The sequence below is a fragment of the Rhizobium pantanalense genome (assembly GCF_030182525.1).
In the GTDB taxonomy this organism is placed as follows: domain Bacteria; phylum Pseudomonadota; class Alphaproteobacteria; order Rhizobiales; family Rhizobiaceae; genus Rhizobium.
Genome location: NZ_JAQJCH010000001.1, coordinates 466,404 through 479,525, shown reverse-complemented (window position 1 = coordinate 479,525; position 13,122 = coordinate 466,404). Strand labels below are relative to the sequence as shown.

General features: G+C 59.6%; 16 protein-coding genes. All 16 read right to left on the bottom strand.

All coding sequences use genetic code 11. The features are described 5' to 3' along the window. Position 1: 1 nt before the first annotated feature. The gene (gene ureE / locus PH558_RS02310) at positions 2 to 511 is read right to left on the bottom strand and encodes an urease accessory protein UreE (protein ID WP_285201956.1); all 510 of its coding nucleotides are present in this window, start codon (positions 509 to 511) and stop codon (positions 2 to 4) included. Between the two features lie 78 nt (positions 512 to 589). Further along, the gene (locus tag PH558_RS02305) at positions 590 to 1,450 is read right to left on the bottom strand and encodes a GGDEF domain-containing protein (protein WP_285201955.1); all 861 of its coding nucleotides are present in this window, start codon (positions 1,448 to 1,450) and stop codon (positions 590 to 592) included. A gap of 273 nt (positions 1,451 to 1,723) precedes the next feature. Then, positions 1,724 to 3,436, bottom strand: coding sequence for an urease subunit alpha (gene ureC, locus PH558_RS02300; RefSeq protein ID WP_285201954.1), 1,713 nt, complete (start codon positions 3,434 to 3,436; stop codon positions 1,724 to 1,726). Positions 3,437 to 3,439: 3 nt separating this feature from the next. After that, positions 3,440 to 4,063, bottom strand: coding sequence for a Urease operon accessory protein (locus PH558_RS02295; RefSeq protein ID WP_095435597.1), 624 nt, complete (start codon positions 4,061 to 4,063; stop codon positions 3,440 to 3,442). 17 nt (positions 4,064 to 4,080) lie between these two features. Further along, positions 4,081 to 4,512 (bottom strand): lysozyme inhibitor LprI family protein, encoded by a 432-nt coding sequence (locus tag PH558_RS02290; RefSeq protein WP_095436337.1) that lies wholly within the window; start codon positions 4,510 to 4,512, stop codon positions 4,081 to 4,083. Positions 4,513 to 4,527: 15 nt separating this feature from the next. Further along, positions 4,528 to 4,833: an urease subunit beta gene (locus PH558_RS02285; protein WP_113229972.1), complete on the bottom strand. Its 306-nt coding sequence runs from the start codon at positions 4,831 to 4,833 to the stop codon at positions 4,528 to 4,530. A gap of 10 nt (positions 4,834 to 4,843) precedes the next feature. Continuing rightward, on the bottom strand, positions 4,844 to 5,098 hold the full coding sequence (locus tag PH558_RS02280) for a DUF1272 domain-containing protein (RefSeq protein ID WP_113408153.1): 255 nt from the start codon (positions 5,096 to 5,098) through the stop codon (positions 4,844 to 4,846). Positions 5,099 to 5,105: 7 nt separating this feature from the next. Then, complete coding sequence (locus PH558_RS02275) at positions 5,106 to 5,408, bottom strand: urease subunit gamma (RefSeq protein WP_015340839.1); 303 nt, start codon at positions 5,406 to 5,408, stop codon at positions 5,106 to 5,108. 31 nt (positions 5,409 to 5,439) lie between these two features. After that, positions 5,440 to 6,261 carry an urease accessory protein UreD gene (locus PH558_RS02270; RefSeq protein ID WP_285201953.1) on the bottom strand — a complete coding sequence of 274 codons (822 nt, stop codon included), beginning with the start codon at positions 6,259 to 6,261 and terminating at the stop codon, positions 5,440 to 5,442. Between the two features lie 224 nt (positions 6,262 to 6,485). After that, the gene (locus tag PH558_RS02265; protein WP_285201952.1) at positions 6,486 to 7,181 is read right to left on the bottom strand and encodes a class I SAM-dependent methyltransferase; all 696 of its coding nucleotides are present in this window, start codon (positions 7,179 to 7,181) and stop codon (positions 6,486 to 6,488) included. A 116-nt stretch (positions 7,182 to 7,297) separates the two neighbouring features. Further along, entirely contained in the window at positions 7,298 to 8,266 is a 969-nt protein-coding gene (locus tag PH558_RS02260; RefSeq protein ID WP_285201951.1) for a 2-hydroxyacid dehydrogenase, read from the bottom strand. Positions 8,267 to 8,411: 145 nt separating this feature from the next. Beyond that, positions 8,412 to 9,533: a branched-chain amino acid ABC transporter substrate-binding protein gene (locus tag PH558_RS02255; protein ID WP_095435602.1), complete on the bottom strand. Its 1,122-nt coding sequence runs from the start codon at positions 9,531 to 9,533 to the stop codon at positions 8,412 to 8,414. 186 nt (positions 9,534 to 9,719) lie between these two features. After that, positions 9,720 to 10,073, bottom strand: a complete 354-nt coding sequence (locus PH558_RS02250; protein WP_095435603.1) for a DUF6867 family protein — start codon at positions 10,071 to 10,073, stop codon at positions 9,720 to 9,722. A gap of 24 nt (positions 10,074 to 10,097) precedes the next feature. Then, positions 10,098 to 10,826: an ABC transporter ATP-binding protein gene (locus PH558_RS02245; protein WP_069611708.1), complete on the bottom strand. Its 729-nt coding sequence runs from the start codon at positions 10,824 to 10,826 to the stop codon at positions 10,098 to 10,100. After that, positions 10,826 to 11,698 carry an ABC transporter ATP-binding protein gene (locus PH558_RS02240; RefSeq protein WP_095435604.1) on the bottom strand — a complete coding sequence of 291 codons (873 nt, stop codon included), beginning with the start codon at positions 11,696 to 11,698 and terminating at the stop codon, positions 10,826 to 10,828. The genes PH558_RS02245 and PH558_RS02240 overlap by 1 nt, the downstream gene beginning before the upstream one ends. Next, positions 11,698 to 13,122, bottom strand: coding sequence for a high-affinity branched-chain amino acid ABC transporter permease LivM (livM, locus tag PH558_RS02235; protein ID WP_095435605.1), 1,425 nt, complete (start codon positions 13,120 to 13,122; stop codon positions 11,698 to 11,700). Before livM ends, PH558_RS02240 begins: the two co-directional genes overlap by 1 nt.

Below are 13,122 nucleotides of genomic sequence, written 5' to 3'. Positions count from 1 at the left end.
TTCAATCATGCGAATGGTTGTGATGATCGTGCCCGTGGTCATGGCCATGATGATGGTCGTGGCCATGCGAATGGCTGCCATGGGAGTGATAGGCGCCGCGCGCCGGCTGGAAAGGCTCGCTGACTTCGGTCACGACGGCCCCCAGCCCCTCAAGCATGGCCCGGATCACATGGTCGCGCAGGATCAGGATACGCTCCTCCTCGATTTGAGCGGAAAGATGCCGGTTGCCGAGATGCCAGGCAAGCTCGATCAGATGCTTGCGATCGCGCGGGCGGATCTCGAAAAGCTTTTCGTCGGCGGCGACGATCTCGATCAGCTCGCCATCTTCGCGCACCAGCAGATCGCCGCTAGCAAACAAAACTGGCTCCTTGAGGTCGAGCATGACCATCTCGCCATTTTCAAGATGTAGGAGCTTGCGGCGCAGATGCCTGAGATCATGCGGCAGGACGACACGATCGATCGGATTGGAAGAAGGAGTGCCGGCCGGCAGATAGGAAGTGACGCGTAGCATGACTGTTCCAGTTTAATACTTTGTCAGACCATGCAAAATAGTCGCCTCCCGCGCAAGCATCAATGGCGCATGAACGCTTCACATCCGCTGCATATAGCGCTGCAGTTCCCTGACATCCGTCGTTGCCTCCTGTTCCTGCTCCGTGGCGCAGCGATGCCAGACCTGCGACAGACGCTCGCGCTCGTGCATGACACGGTTGCGGCCGAGCGTCTTGGCAAGATAAAGCGCCTTGTCGGCGGCGGCGTAGACGGTCTCCGTCTTGCGATCCGCGCCGATGTCCGCAATCCCGGCGGAAATGGTGATCTTGACCGACCCGCCTTCAATGGCGATCGAATGTTCGGCGATCTGCTCCTTGATTCCCTCAACACGCGCGATACGCTCCGCCGTATCACCGCCATGGATGATGACGCCGAACTCCTCACCGCCAAGCCGTGCAATCACGTCTTCTCCGGTGAAGGCATCGGAAAATAGCCGCGACACCGCAACGATCACCGCATCGCCGGATGCATGCCCGAAACGATCGTTGATCGCCTTGAACCGATCCAGATCGAAAATCGCCAGCGAGGTGCCATCTCCAGCCATATTCAACGCCTCGGTGAAGGCACGGCGATTGAGCAGACCGGACAGCATGTCGGTGCGGCTCAACCGCTCGAATTCGGCACGAGAGACGGCGAGCCTGTGGATGGAAAAACCTGCCAGCACCGCAAGCGCACCGGACACAGTGCCGCCGATGATCCATGCCAGCAAGACACCAAAACGCATCGCCTCGAAAATCGGCAGCGGCAGAAGATCAAGCCATTGCATTACCAAAAGCAGCACCAGGATGATGGCAAGCGACATGATGACGGCGACGAAACTCATCTTAAGCGCGAAAATAAAAATCGCACGTCGCTGCTGAAAGTTACCGAGTTCGGCTTGCAGCGAAATCCATTGCTTCATGCGATTCACCTTCCTCAGCCCACTATTTCAATCATGTGAGATAGGGGTGAAGACGCTTCCAGGCCTTTAATGGAATGATTAAAATGCGGTGCATTTCCCAAGTTGTGAACAGCCGGGAAGGTACATCCACAAATCCGGATTGCCGGCAGAAATGCGCGATGGGGGCGCCACCCTCTCATGTCATTGATATTGCTGCGCCCAGTACGCAACATGAGAAAACCCCGGAAAAACCGGGGCTTTCATATCTGCTGATGATCGGCGTCCGAAATATCCTCAGAAAAGAAAATAGCGCTGCGCCATCGGCAGCACGGTTGCCGGCTCGCAGGTCAGAAGCTCGCCATCGGCCCGCACTTCATAGGTTTCCGGATCCACCTCGATATGCGGCGTTAGGCTGTTGTGGATCATCGATGCCTTAGAAATGCCGCCGCGCGTGTTCTTGACGGGCAGCAGCGCCTTGGCGACGCCGAGCTTGCCGGCAAGCCCGGCATCGAACGCCGCCTGTGAAACGAAGGTCACGGAGGAATTCGTCCGATTCTTGCCATAGGCGCCGAACATCGGCCGGTAGTGCATCGGCTGCGGCGTCGGAATCGAGGCATTCGGATCGCCCATGGGAGCAGCCGCGATGGAACCGCCGATCAATACCATCTCCGGCTTCACGCCGAAAAAGGCTGGATTCCAGAGCACCAGATCTGCACGCTTTCCGACCTCGATCGAACCGACCTCATGGCTGACGCCGTGCGCGATCGCCGGATTGATCGTATATTTGGCGATGTAGCGCTTCGCACGGAAATTGTCGTTGTCGCCGGTCTCCTGCGCCAGGCGGCCGCGCTGGCGCTTCATCTTGTCGGCAGTCTGCCAGGTGCGGATCGCCACTTCGCCGACGCGGCCCATGGCCTGGCTGTCGGATGAAATGATCGAGAAGGCGCCGATATCGTGGAGAATATCCTCCGCGGCGATTGTCTCCTTACGGATGCGGCTTTCGGCAAAGGCAATGTCTTCAGGAATCGACGGCGACAGGTGATGGCAGACCATCAGCATGTCCAGATGCTCGGCGATCGTATTAACCGTATAGGGCCGCGTCGGATTGGTTGAAGACGGGATGACGTTCGACTGGCCGCAGATCTTGATGATATCAGGCGCATGGCCGCCGCCCGCGCCTTCCGTGTGGAAGGCATGAATGGTGCGACCTTTGATGGCACCGATCGTATCCTCCACGAAGCCGCTTTCATTCAACGTATCCGTGTGGATCATCACCTGCACATCGTATTCGTCAGCGACGCTGAGGCAGCAGTCGATCGCCGCCGGCGTCGTGCCCCAATCCTCATGCAACTTGAGTGAGCAGGCTCCGCCAAGCACCATTTCCTCCAAAGCGGCTGGAACGGATGCATTGCCCTTGGCCGAAAGACCGATATTCATGGGAAAGGCATCGAAGGATTCGATCATGCGTGCCAGATGCCATGGCCCCGGCGTGCAGGTCGTTGCCAGCGTTCCATGCGCCGGCCCCGTGCCTCCACCGAGCATGGTGGTGACGCCCGACATCAGGGCTTCCTCGATCTGCTGCGGGCAGATGAAATGGATGTGGCTGTCCATGCCGCCGGCAGTTACGATCTTGCCCTCGCCGGCGATTGCTTCCGTGCCCGGTCCGACGATGATGTTGACACCGGGCTGCATGTCCGGATTGCCGGCCTTGCCGATCGCGACGATGCGGCCGTCCTTCAAACCGATATCCGCCTTGACGATCCCCCAATGGTCGAGGATCAGCGCATTGGTGATGACGGTATCGACGGCGCCATTTGCTCGCGTCACCTGGCTCTGCCCCATGCCGTCGCGAATGACCTTGCCGCCGCCGAACTTCACCTCCTCGCCATAGGTGGTGAAATCCTTCTCCACTTCGATGAACAATTCGGTGTCGGCCAGACGCACTTTGTCGCCGACGGTCGGTCCGAACATGCTGGCATAGGCGGCGCGGGAAATCCTGTAGGGCATCAATCAATCTCCTTGGGAGGCAGAGAGGAGTTTCGTGTCGGCAAGTCGCCTCAGGCGACCGAGGGATATGTAGGCGTCCACCAGCCGTTTCTCGGCGGCGAAGGGATGCTCTTCCCAGCCTGTGTGGCCGAAACCGGTAATGGCGATATCGTCGTCAGGATGGCGCGCCATCACCTCGGCAATCACGATCAGGCCGCTGCTCGGCACCACGTAAGAGCCGGGCTCATGTTCTGCGAGTGCAGCATCGACACCTTCGTGAATGGATCGGCCGATCACGACATGTCGCTTGCCGGTTGCCTGACAGAAGGCGGTGAACTGGTCGGTATAATCGTCACAGAAATCGTCGAGTTCCGGATGCGAGATCGCAAGCGGCGCACGCAGCGCCGCGAATTTGACCGGATCGCGCACGCTCCAGATCTCGGATGCGGAAGCAACGGCAGGGCTCTTGCGCCATTCTGCCGAGCCGAGCATGGCGCGCGCCGGCCGGCCGGTGTTGCACACCGCAACGACGTCGGTCCGAGTGCCGCCGGCCCCCATCGAGCGGCAATCGTTGAAACGGATCACAAGGTCGGCGGCATCGATGACAGCTGCGGCACCTGCCGCAATCTCACCATTACCGACGATCATCACGCTACGCCTGGGACTCACTGGTTGCCCTCCGGTCCATCGGCGAGGTTCTTCAATTCCTTCGTCCGCTTCTTCGTTAGGTCCGCCTTGCAGCCGGATACGAGCATGGGCTCCATCGAGCCGCCCCGCGCCAGGAACCCTTGGGCCTCGCATTCGCCGTCGCGATAATCCACCCAGGCGCGCTGCGCCTTGATGAGCGCCTTTTCGGCGCCCTTCATGTCGTTGTCGAGATCCGCGTCGATGGCAACCATTGCTGCCCGGGTCTTCTTGTATTGCGCGTTCAGCGCCTTGTCGGCCTCACCCAATTCGAGCACAGCGCAGACGTTCATGTCCGTCTGCGTCTGTGCATTGGCGCAATCGCCCCCGGATCTGCTCACGGTTTTCTGCGCAAAAACTGGGCCGCAAACGAGAACGGCGACAAGAGCGGCGGCGGACGCAAGCAATTTCATCGACATCCCCCAGAACTAAAGCTTGCCCATGACCTGCTGACGGAAGCCGTAGACCTCGCGCTTGCCCGACAGCGGGATTAGGGTGACGGAGCGCGTCTGCCCTGGCTCGAAGCGCACGGCTGTTCCGGCGGGAATGTCGAGCCGCATGCCCCTTGCCTGGTCGCGGTCGAAGGAAAGCCCGGCATTGGTCTCGGCAAAATGATAATGGCTCCCGACCTGCACCGGCCGATCGCCGGTATTGGAAACCTCAAGCGTCACGGTCGGGGCTCCGGCATTGAGTTCTATGTCGCCGCCTACGGCAATGATTTCACCTGGAATCATGGTTCTCTCCTCATGCGGCCCGGACGGGCGCGCATCCCTCAGCTTTCAGAACACGCTTGGTCGAAGCGGGATATTTGACGAGCAAGGCTGCCGGGCGGATTGGACGCCGCGCGAAGTCACCGCCACAGTTCGGGCAGACACCGTCCAGCACCGTATTGGCACAATTGGCGCAGAAGGTGCACTCGAAGGTGCAGATCATCGCCTCTTCGCTATCCGGCGGTAAATTCCTGTCGCAGCATTCGCAATTGGGTCTCAATTCCAGCATTTCAGCCTCACCGGATGGGCTCGTGGACGGTCACGAGCTTGGTGCCGTCGGGGAACGTCGCCTCGACCTGAACATCATGGATCATCTCGGCAACTCCCTCCATAACCTGATCGCGGGTGATGACATGGGCGCCGGTCTCCATCAGCTCGGCAACCGGGCGGCCGTCGCGCGCACCTTCGACCACGAAATCCGTGATCAGCGCGATGGCTTCGGGATGATTGAGCTTGACGCCACGCTCCAGCCGCCGCCGCGCCACCATCGCCGCCATCGAAATCAGCAGCTTGTCTTTTTCTCTCGGAGTGAGGTTCATCGCCTACCTATGTGATTGCTGTTTGCTCAATTTACAGATTCCAGACTTTCGGCACGGGCGCTCCGTCGCGCAAGGCGGAAATGATCGGAATGAGAATTTTTCTGAGCGCGAAGCCATCGGCGGCGGCGAGCCGCACGACGAGCTTCTCGCCCCAGTGGCTGGCGCCTGCCATATGGTTTTCGAGGAGCGGCCTGATCCGGCCGAGATAGGTTTCGGCCAGCGGGCCGACATAGAGCAAGGTCGCAAAGGCCACCTGATCGTCAAGCACCGCCATTTTCGCCGTCAACGCAGCCACATCGCCGTCCAGACGCAGCTCCTCGGCATGAACCAGCCGTCCGCCGCGGCGGATGCGCCAGCGATCGCGAAACAGCCCCTGCTCCATCGCCTCGCCCATGGCTTTCCGGCCGAGCAAGATCGCCTCTACGGCAAGGAATTCGGCCGCTTCGTCAAGCTCGACATTCAATGCACGGGAAAGCGAGGCGCGATCGAACAGGATGGTCTCCTGCGGCAGCCAATCGACTCGAGCACCGCTACCGACCTTGATCGAAGTTTCAACCTCGGCCGTACCCATCGAAGCCTTGTAGATTTTCTCGCAGGCCTGTGTCGTTACATCGATGCGCGTGCCCGGCCCGGCAACGACGCTCCAATCCATCCGGTCACCGCCGGTGAGACCGCCGGCGGTGTTGATGATAACTGCCTCCATCGAATGATCGAAGGTTTCCGGCAGCCGGATCTTTGCTGCCCCCTCCTGGAAGAGCTCGGCCAGACGCGTGCGGCCGCCAAGCGACTTCGCCGCAAGATGGCCGCGACCCCGCGCCCTCTGCGGTCTCGTGCCTGCCGCCATCATTGCCATCAGCCTCTCCACGCATTGCACTTTGCCAAGCCCGGGCCATTGAAGCCCGGCAAGGAATAAATGCAAGCAATTCCTGTGCCTTATTCGACGCGGCGCGATATCGACCCTACACCAGCCATATGAGCTGGATTTTTCATCAAATGCCGAAAAGAAAGGCGGTAAATTTCAGTGGGTCGAACAGGTATCGGAAGCCGTCTACAGAAAGCTCTGCCTGCAAAGCGCATTTACCCCTTCACTGCCGAGAAGAACAGGAAGCGCGGCTTGGTCGTCAGGCTCTTGTATGCGTCGGGGAAAAGAGTGCTGCCCCTGGGATCCGGCTGCGGCTCGCTTACGACATCGATCCGAAATCCGGCCGATCTCAGCGCATCGAACATGGCATGGAGCGGCCGGTGCCAAAATCGCATGGTGATGTTCTTGCCGCCGCGGTGCCACGTCTCGCTGAAATTATAGGTCTCGAAATAGCTTTCCCCGCTGGCCGGATCATGATCCATGAACGGATGATGCGTCGAAAAAATCAGGCGGCCGCCATCGGACAAGACACGCCTGAACTCCGAAAGAGGCCGCGACCAATCGTGCAGATAGTGCATGACCAATGACGCCATGACCAAATCGAAAGCGCCGTCTTCGAAAGGCAATCGCTCGTTCAAATCGGCCAGCAACAATCGCGCCCGCCCTTCCAGGCGGCGACGCGCGATTTCGAGCAAGCCCGCGCTCGCATCGACGCCGGTCAGAACCGCTCCCCGATCGACGAGGGCGGCCCCATGAGCCCCGCCTCCGCAACCCGCATCGAGAACGCGAAGTCCGGCAACGTCACCGGCGAGCGAGAGAATTGCAGGTCGCTCATAGTAAGCATTCCAGGCATTGTTCTCATTGTCTGCCTGATAGGCGGCTGCGAACGCATCATAGTCATTCTCAGACACTGTTCCTCCTTGCCGGAAAACGGCACATATGACAGCACTTCAAGTGATTGACGCCGCCACCTCATGGATGCGTGTCCGGCAACGTCCTATCGCAGTCTGGATTTCTGCGTTTCTGCCTAGACTACGCGATCCGGCGGCTCCCGCCCGGCAAAGAAGGCGGCGATATTGTCGACGACTTTCATGCCCATGGCCGTACGTGTCTCTTCTGTGGCGCTGCCGAGATGCGGCAGCAGCACGACATTGTCCATCGCCCTCAACCGCTCGGGCACATGCGGTTCAGCCTCGTAGACGTCAAGGCCGGCGCCGCGGATCGTCCCCTGCTCCAGTGCTGAAATCAGCGCCGCTTCGTCGACGACATCCCCCCTTGCGGTGTTGATCAGGAAAGCCTCGGGTTTCATGGCTGCAAGGCGGGCCGCGTTCATCAGATGGCGGTTCTCGGCGCCGCCCGGGCAGTGCAGCGAGACGAAGTCGGAGACTTCCAGAACATCCTCGACGGTCTGCAATTGCATGGCGCCATAGCGCGAAGCTTCCATCGGATCGATGGCGGAACGATTGTAGAAGACGACATCCATGCCAAAGCCGAAGTGACAGCGCTGCGCGAAGGCACGACCGATACGGCCGAAGCCGATGATGCCGACAGTCTTGCCCGTCACCTTGGTGCCGACGAGATGCGTCGGCCGCCAGCCGGTCCAGACTCCGGCCCTGACCTCCCGCTCACCTTCGCCGCCGCGTCGGGCAACGGAAAGAAGCAGCAGCATGGCGATGTCAGCCGTGCAATCCGTCAGCACGCCTGGCGTGTTGGTGACGGCTACGCCTTTTTCCTTGGCAGCAGCGATATCGATGTGGTTGAAGCCGACACCGAAATTACCGAGGATCTTTGAGCGGATCGCTCCCTCGAAAAGCGCGGCCGGAAGCTTGTCGGAAACGGTCGGCAGGACAGCGTCATAGGTGAGCAGCGCCTCGCGCAGCTGCCCCGCATCGAGTGCTGCGTCATTCCTGTTCAAAGCGGTGTCGAAACGCTCCGAAAGCACCGCCTCGACCGCCGATGGCCAGCGCCGGGTCACGAGAATACGGGGTTTGCTCATGCTGTGATCCTCCTGCCGATACAGGGGAGACTTAAAGCAGCTTCGGCATGAAGGAAATGGAGAACCGCTATCGCAGATATGAAAAAGCCCGGCCGATGGCCGGGCTCCCTGAGCTTGCCGATGCCGGAAACCGGCGTCGCAAAGTTTACTTCGAAATTTCGGCGTAGTTGTACTTGCCGTCGGAACCCTTCGACCACTTGTACATCACGTAGTCCGGACGGGTGATGTCGCCCTTGGCGTTGAAGCCCAGGTCGCCGATAGCGGTCTTGAACGGACCCTTTGCCTTCAGCGCGTCAGCAACGGCCATCGGATCGTTGGAACCGGCAGCCTTGGCGGCGGCAGCGATAACCTGCAGAGCCGAGTAGGAGTAGAGCGTATAGCCTTCCGGCTCGTAGCCGGCAGCGCGGAACTTGGCGACGAGATCGGCGGAAGCCGGGTTCTTGCGCGGATCCGGCGCGAAGGTCATCAGCGTGCCGTCGACAGCGTCGCCGGCGATCGATGCCAGCTCGTTCGAGACGATACCGTCACCCGACATGAAGTGAGCCTTCACACCCTGATCGGCCATCTGACGCATGATGAGGCCAGCTTCCGTGTGCAGACCGCCGTAGTAGACGAAGTCGACGCCAGCCTGCTTCATCTTCGCGATCAGGGCCGAGTAGTCCTTGTCACCGGGGGTGATGCCTTCATAAAGAACTTCCGTCACGCCGGCGGCGTTGAGGTTCTTCTTGGTTTCATCGGCCAGGCCCTGACCATACGGGGTCTTGTCGTGAACGACGGCAACCTTGGCGCCCTTGAAGTTGTCGGCGATATACTTGCCGGCAACTTCGCCCTGCTGGTCGTCGCGACCGCAAGTACGGAACGTGTTCCACAGGCCGCGTTCGGTGAACTTCGGGTTCGTCGAAGCGGGCGTGATCTGCAGGATGCCGTTTTCAGCGTAGACTTCCGAAGCCGGGATGGAAACGCCCGAGTTGAAGTGACCGACAACGAACTTCACACCGTCAGCGACGAACTTGTTTGCGACCGAAACGCCCTGCTTGGCATCGGAGACGTCGTCGCCGAGTTCGATCTTGATTTTTTCGCCATTGATACCGCCGGCCGCATTGATATCTGCTGCTGCCTGCTCTGCACCCTTCTGAAGCTGCGCGCCAAACGCAGCATTCGGGCCCGTCAACGGACCACCGACGCCAACGATAATGTCGGCCTTCGCAACGCCGCCGAAAGCGATCATCGCCGACAAGGCCACCGCCGACAGAAGATACTTCTTCATATTATTACTCCCAATTTTTAAGCGGGTTCCGTTTGATCTGCCCTGCGCGATACCCACCAATCATCACGCCGGTAACGCTTGCATTCCGAACTCTGGAAGCATGACCCCTGCCCGTTCCCGTCTGTTTTTATGGGGCTGGGTAACGCTCTTGGTTGTACGCAGACTGTGCCTAGTTTAGGCGCACTGTCAATTCTTCTTCTTCCAGGAAAAGGCCGAGGTCTTTTCATAGAGCCAGTAATAATTATTCACCATCTGATCGGTACGTCGATACCGGTATCCCGCCGTCGCAAAAACAAGCAGAAGCACGACATCGATGATGTAGATTGTGACGTCAAAAACCGGGCCATTGAACAGCGCATGGTGCAGAAACTGCAGGCCAAGGCCGATCAGAAAGCTGTAGATCACGACAAGCGGATAGGTTTCCCAGCTGGAGGCAACGGCGCGGCCAGCGCGCCATGCGGTCCAGAAACCGAGAATGACGATAACAGCGCGGATGACCATGCGCCCGCCGGTATCGGTGTCGAAGAGAAGTCCCTGCATCTCAAATTCTCCGCGAAACGAAACTCAATGGTGACCGCCTTCGAGATAGGCGGCGCGCACCTCCGGATTGGCGAGCAGTTCCTTGCCGGAACCGCTCATCGTCACCCGGCCATTGACCATCACATAGGCGCGGTCGGAAAGCTTGAGCGCCGCAAAGGCGTTCTGCTCGACGAGGAACACGGTCAGCCCCTGCGTCTGGTTCAGAACCTTTATCGCCTCGAAAATGCCTTTGACGATCAGCGGCGCCAGGCCAAGCGACGGCTCGTCGAGCAGCAGCAGCTTGGGACGCGCCATCAGTGCGCGGCCGATCGACAGCATCTGCTGCTCGCCGCCCGAAAGCGTTCCGCCCCGCTGTGACTGGCGCTCCTTCAGGCGCGGGAAGAGCGTGAATATCTTCTCGACGTCCTCATTGAAATATTTGAGCTTGTCGAGACTCGCGCCCATCTGAAGGTTTTCATAGACGGTCATGCGCGGAAAGATCCGCCGACCCTCGGGCGACTGCGCGATGCGAAGCCGCGCGATCTCATGCGTCGGCATGCGCGTGATATCGCGGCCGTCGAAGGTGACCGAACCGGTGCGCGCCTGCGGGCTGCCGCAGATTGTCATCATCAGCGTCGATTTGCCGGCGCCGTTTGCGCCGATCAGGCTGACGATCTCACCGCTATTGACTTCGATATCGACGCCGGCAAGAGCGCGGATATTGCCGTAATAGGTTTCGACACCCGCAACTTTGAGAAGTGGTTGCCCCGCCATCAATGTTCACCCTCTTGGAGGTGCTCGACTTCGGCAATCACCTCTTCCACTTCCTCATCCTCAACGCCCAGATAGGCGGCGATCACGCGAGGATCATTCTTGACCTCATCCGGCGTGCCATCGGCGATCTTCTGCCCGTATTCGAGCACGATGACATGGTCGGAAATTTCCATGACCACGGACATGTCGTGCTCGATCAGCAGGATCGATGTGCCGGTGTCCTTGCGGATGCTGCGAAGGAATTCGTTGAGGACCAGGGACTCGCGAGGATTGAGACCGGCAGCCGGCTCGTCCAGGCAAAGCAGTTCCGGCCCCGTGCACATGGCGCGCGCGATTTCCAGGCGGCGTTGCGCGCCGTAAGGAAGATCGCCTGCAGGATCGTCGGCGCGATCGATGAGATCGGCCTTTTCGAGCCAGAAGCGCGCAAGTTCGATGGCATTCTTGGCCTCAGAACGATAGGGACCGATGCCGAGCAGGCCGAGGATCGTGTAGCCGGAGGCACGCATCAGCTTGTTGTGCTGCGCCACCAGCAGATTTTCGAGCACCGTAAGGCCCGAAAACAGGCGGATATTCTGGAAGGTACGCGCCACCTTGGCTTCGCGCGTGATCCGGAAATCCGGCAGCCGTTCAAGGAGATATTCCTTACCGCTCTTCTGCTGCAGCGTAAGCATGCCCATCGTCGGTTTGTAGAAGCCGGTGATGCAGTTGAACACGGTCGTCTTGCCGGCGCCGTTCGGCCCGATCAGCGCAGTGATATCGCCACGCTTGGCCTCGAACGAGAAGTCGTTGATCGCCATCAGGCCGCCGAACTTCATCGACAGGTGGTCGACCTTCAAGAGGACGTCGTTGGGGTTTGCGGTCACAGCGTTCATCAGCCGTGGCCCTCCTTGGTGAAGCTGCCTGAAACCGCTTTTCGCTCCTTGAGGAAAGCCGTCGGCTCGCGCGTACCGACAAAGCCGCGCGGCTTGAAGATCATCACCACCACCATGGCAAGACCGAAGATCAGCATGCGGTAGAGTTCCGGTGTGAAGTCCGGGCCGAAACCGGGAATGATCGTCGTATCGCCGAAGACCAGCCCGGTCTTGAGGAAGCTCATGTTGCGCAGCAATTCGGTGCCGCCAATCATGGCGATCGCGGCAATCGCGATGCCCTTCAACGACCCCATGCCGCCGAGGACGACGATCGCGAGGATCACGGCGGATTCGAGGAACACGAAGGATTCCGGCGAGACGAAGCCCTGACGCGCCGCGAAGAAGGAGCCGGCAAAGCCGCCAAACATGGCTCCGGTGGCAAAAGCCGTCAGCTTCGTGGTCACCGTATTGATGCCGAGCGAACGGCAGGCGATTTCATCCTCACGCAACGCTTCCCACGCACGTCCGATCGGCATGCGGCGCAGCCTGATGGTGACATAGGCAGTCAGCATGCAGAGCAGCAGGATCACGTAGAACAGAAAAACCTTATACCAGGCCGACGAGATCGGCAGACCGAAACTGCGAACGAAGTTGTGCGGGTCCTTCATATCGAAGGTATACAGGCCAAAAAGCGATGCCTTGGTGATGTTGGAGATGCCGAAGCTTCCCTGCGTCACGTCGGTCCAGTTGGTCAGCACGATGCGGATGATTTCACCGAAGGCAAGCGTGACGATGGCCAGATAGTCGCCCCGCAGACGCAGCACCGGAAAGCCCAGAATCATGCCCCAAAGCGCGGCAAGAATGCCCGACAACGGCAGAAGCAGCCAGAAGGACAGGCCGAAATGCGTCGACAGCAGAGCATAGGAATAGGCGCCGACCGCATAGAAGGCGACATATCCTAAGTCGAGCAGACCGGCGAGGCCAACGACGATATTCAGACCCCAGGCGAGCATGACGTAGATGAGGATCTGAATGCCGAAATTGTCGACATAGGTCAGCGCGCCTTGCGGCCCGAGGATTGCCACCGCCGCCAGCGGATAGATCAGTAGAAGCACAAGGGCAATCTTGTTGAAATGCTTGGAGACGAAGCTTGGCTCGCCCTCCACCTGCACGACCTTGGCCCTGGCTGCCTTTCGCGCCGCCAGATAAGGCTGGACGAAGACCGTCATGATGAAGCGGCCGACAGCGGCGATCGCGACGATGGTTGCCAGAAGGCCCCAGCGCTGCACGATGATCAGCTTGTTGTCCATATTCTGATCGGTCTTGAGACCGATATAGAGGACGAACATGCCGAAGGCGATGATCGCAGTCCAGAAGGCGTCCGTAATCCCTTTCTGGACAAGGCCGGGCGCGGTCTTGCCTGCAACGAAGTTTGAATTTGCCAT

Bases quoted from the DNA above. Each gene is read 5' to 3' on its own strand.
- PH558_RS02255 (WP_095435602.1), bottom strand. From the start codon at position 9,533: ATGAAGAAGTATCTTCTGTCGGCGGTGGCCTTGTCGGCGATGATCGCT.
- ureC (WP_285201954.1), bottom strand. From the start codon at position 3,436: ATGCCCTACAGGATTTCCCGCGCCGCCTATGCCAGCATGTTCGGACCG.
- PH558_RS02275 (WP_015340839.1), bottom strand. From the start codon at position 5,408: ATGAACCTCACTCCGAGAGAAAAAGACAAGCTGCTGATTTCGATGGCG.
- PH558_RS02285 (WP_113229972.1), bottom strand. From the start codon at position 4,833: ATGATTCCAGGTGAAATCATTGCCGTAGGCGGCGACATAGAACTCAAT.
- PH558_RS02280 (WP_113408153.1), bottom strand. From the start codon at position 5,098: ATGCTGGAATTGAGACCCAATTGCGAATGCTGCGACAGGAATTTACCG.
- PH558_RS02240 (WP_095435604.1), bottom strand. From the start codon at position 11,698: ATGAACGCTGTGACCGCAAACCCCAACGACGTCCTCTTGAAGGTCGAC.
- PH558_RS02245 (WP_069611708.1), bottom strand. From the start codon at position 10,826: ATGGCGGGGCAACCACTTCTCAAAGTTGCGGGTGTCGAAACCTATTAC.
- PH558_RS02295 (WP_095435597.1), bottom strand. From the start codon at position 4,063: ATGATCGTCGGTAATGGTGAGATTGCGGCAGGTGCCGCAGCTGTCATC.
- PH558_RS02290 (WP_095436337.1), bottom strand. From the start codon at position 4,512: ATGAAATTGCTTGCGTCCGCCGCCGCTCTTGTCGCCGTTCTCGTTTGC.
- PH558_RS02270 (WP_285201953.1), bottom strand. From the start codon at position 6,261: ATGGCAATGATGGCGGCAGGCACGAGACCGCAGAGGGCGCGGGGTCGC.
- livM (WP_095435605.1), bottom strand. From the start codon at position 13,122: ATGGCAAATTCAAACTTCGTTGCAGGCAAGACCGCGCCCGGCCTTGTC.
- PH558_RS02305 (WP_285201955.1), bottom strand. From the start codon at position 1,450: ATGAAGCAATGGATTTCGCTGCAAGCCGAACTCGGTAACTTTCAGCAG.
- ureE (WP_285201956.1), bottom strand. From the start codon at position 511: ATGCTACGCGTCACTTCCTATCTGCCGGCCGGCACTCCTTCTTCCAAT.
- PH558_RS02260 (WP_285201951.1), bottom strand. From the start codon at position 8,266: ATGAGCAAACCCCGTATTCTCGTGACCCGGCGCTGGCCATCGGCGGTC.
- PH558_RS02250 (WP_095435603.1), bottom strand. From the start codon at position 10,073: ATGCAGGGACTTCTCTTCGACACCGATACCGGCGGGCGCATGGTCATC.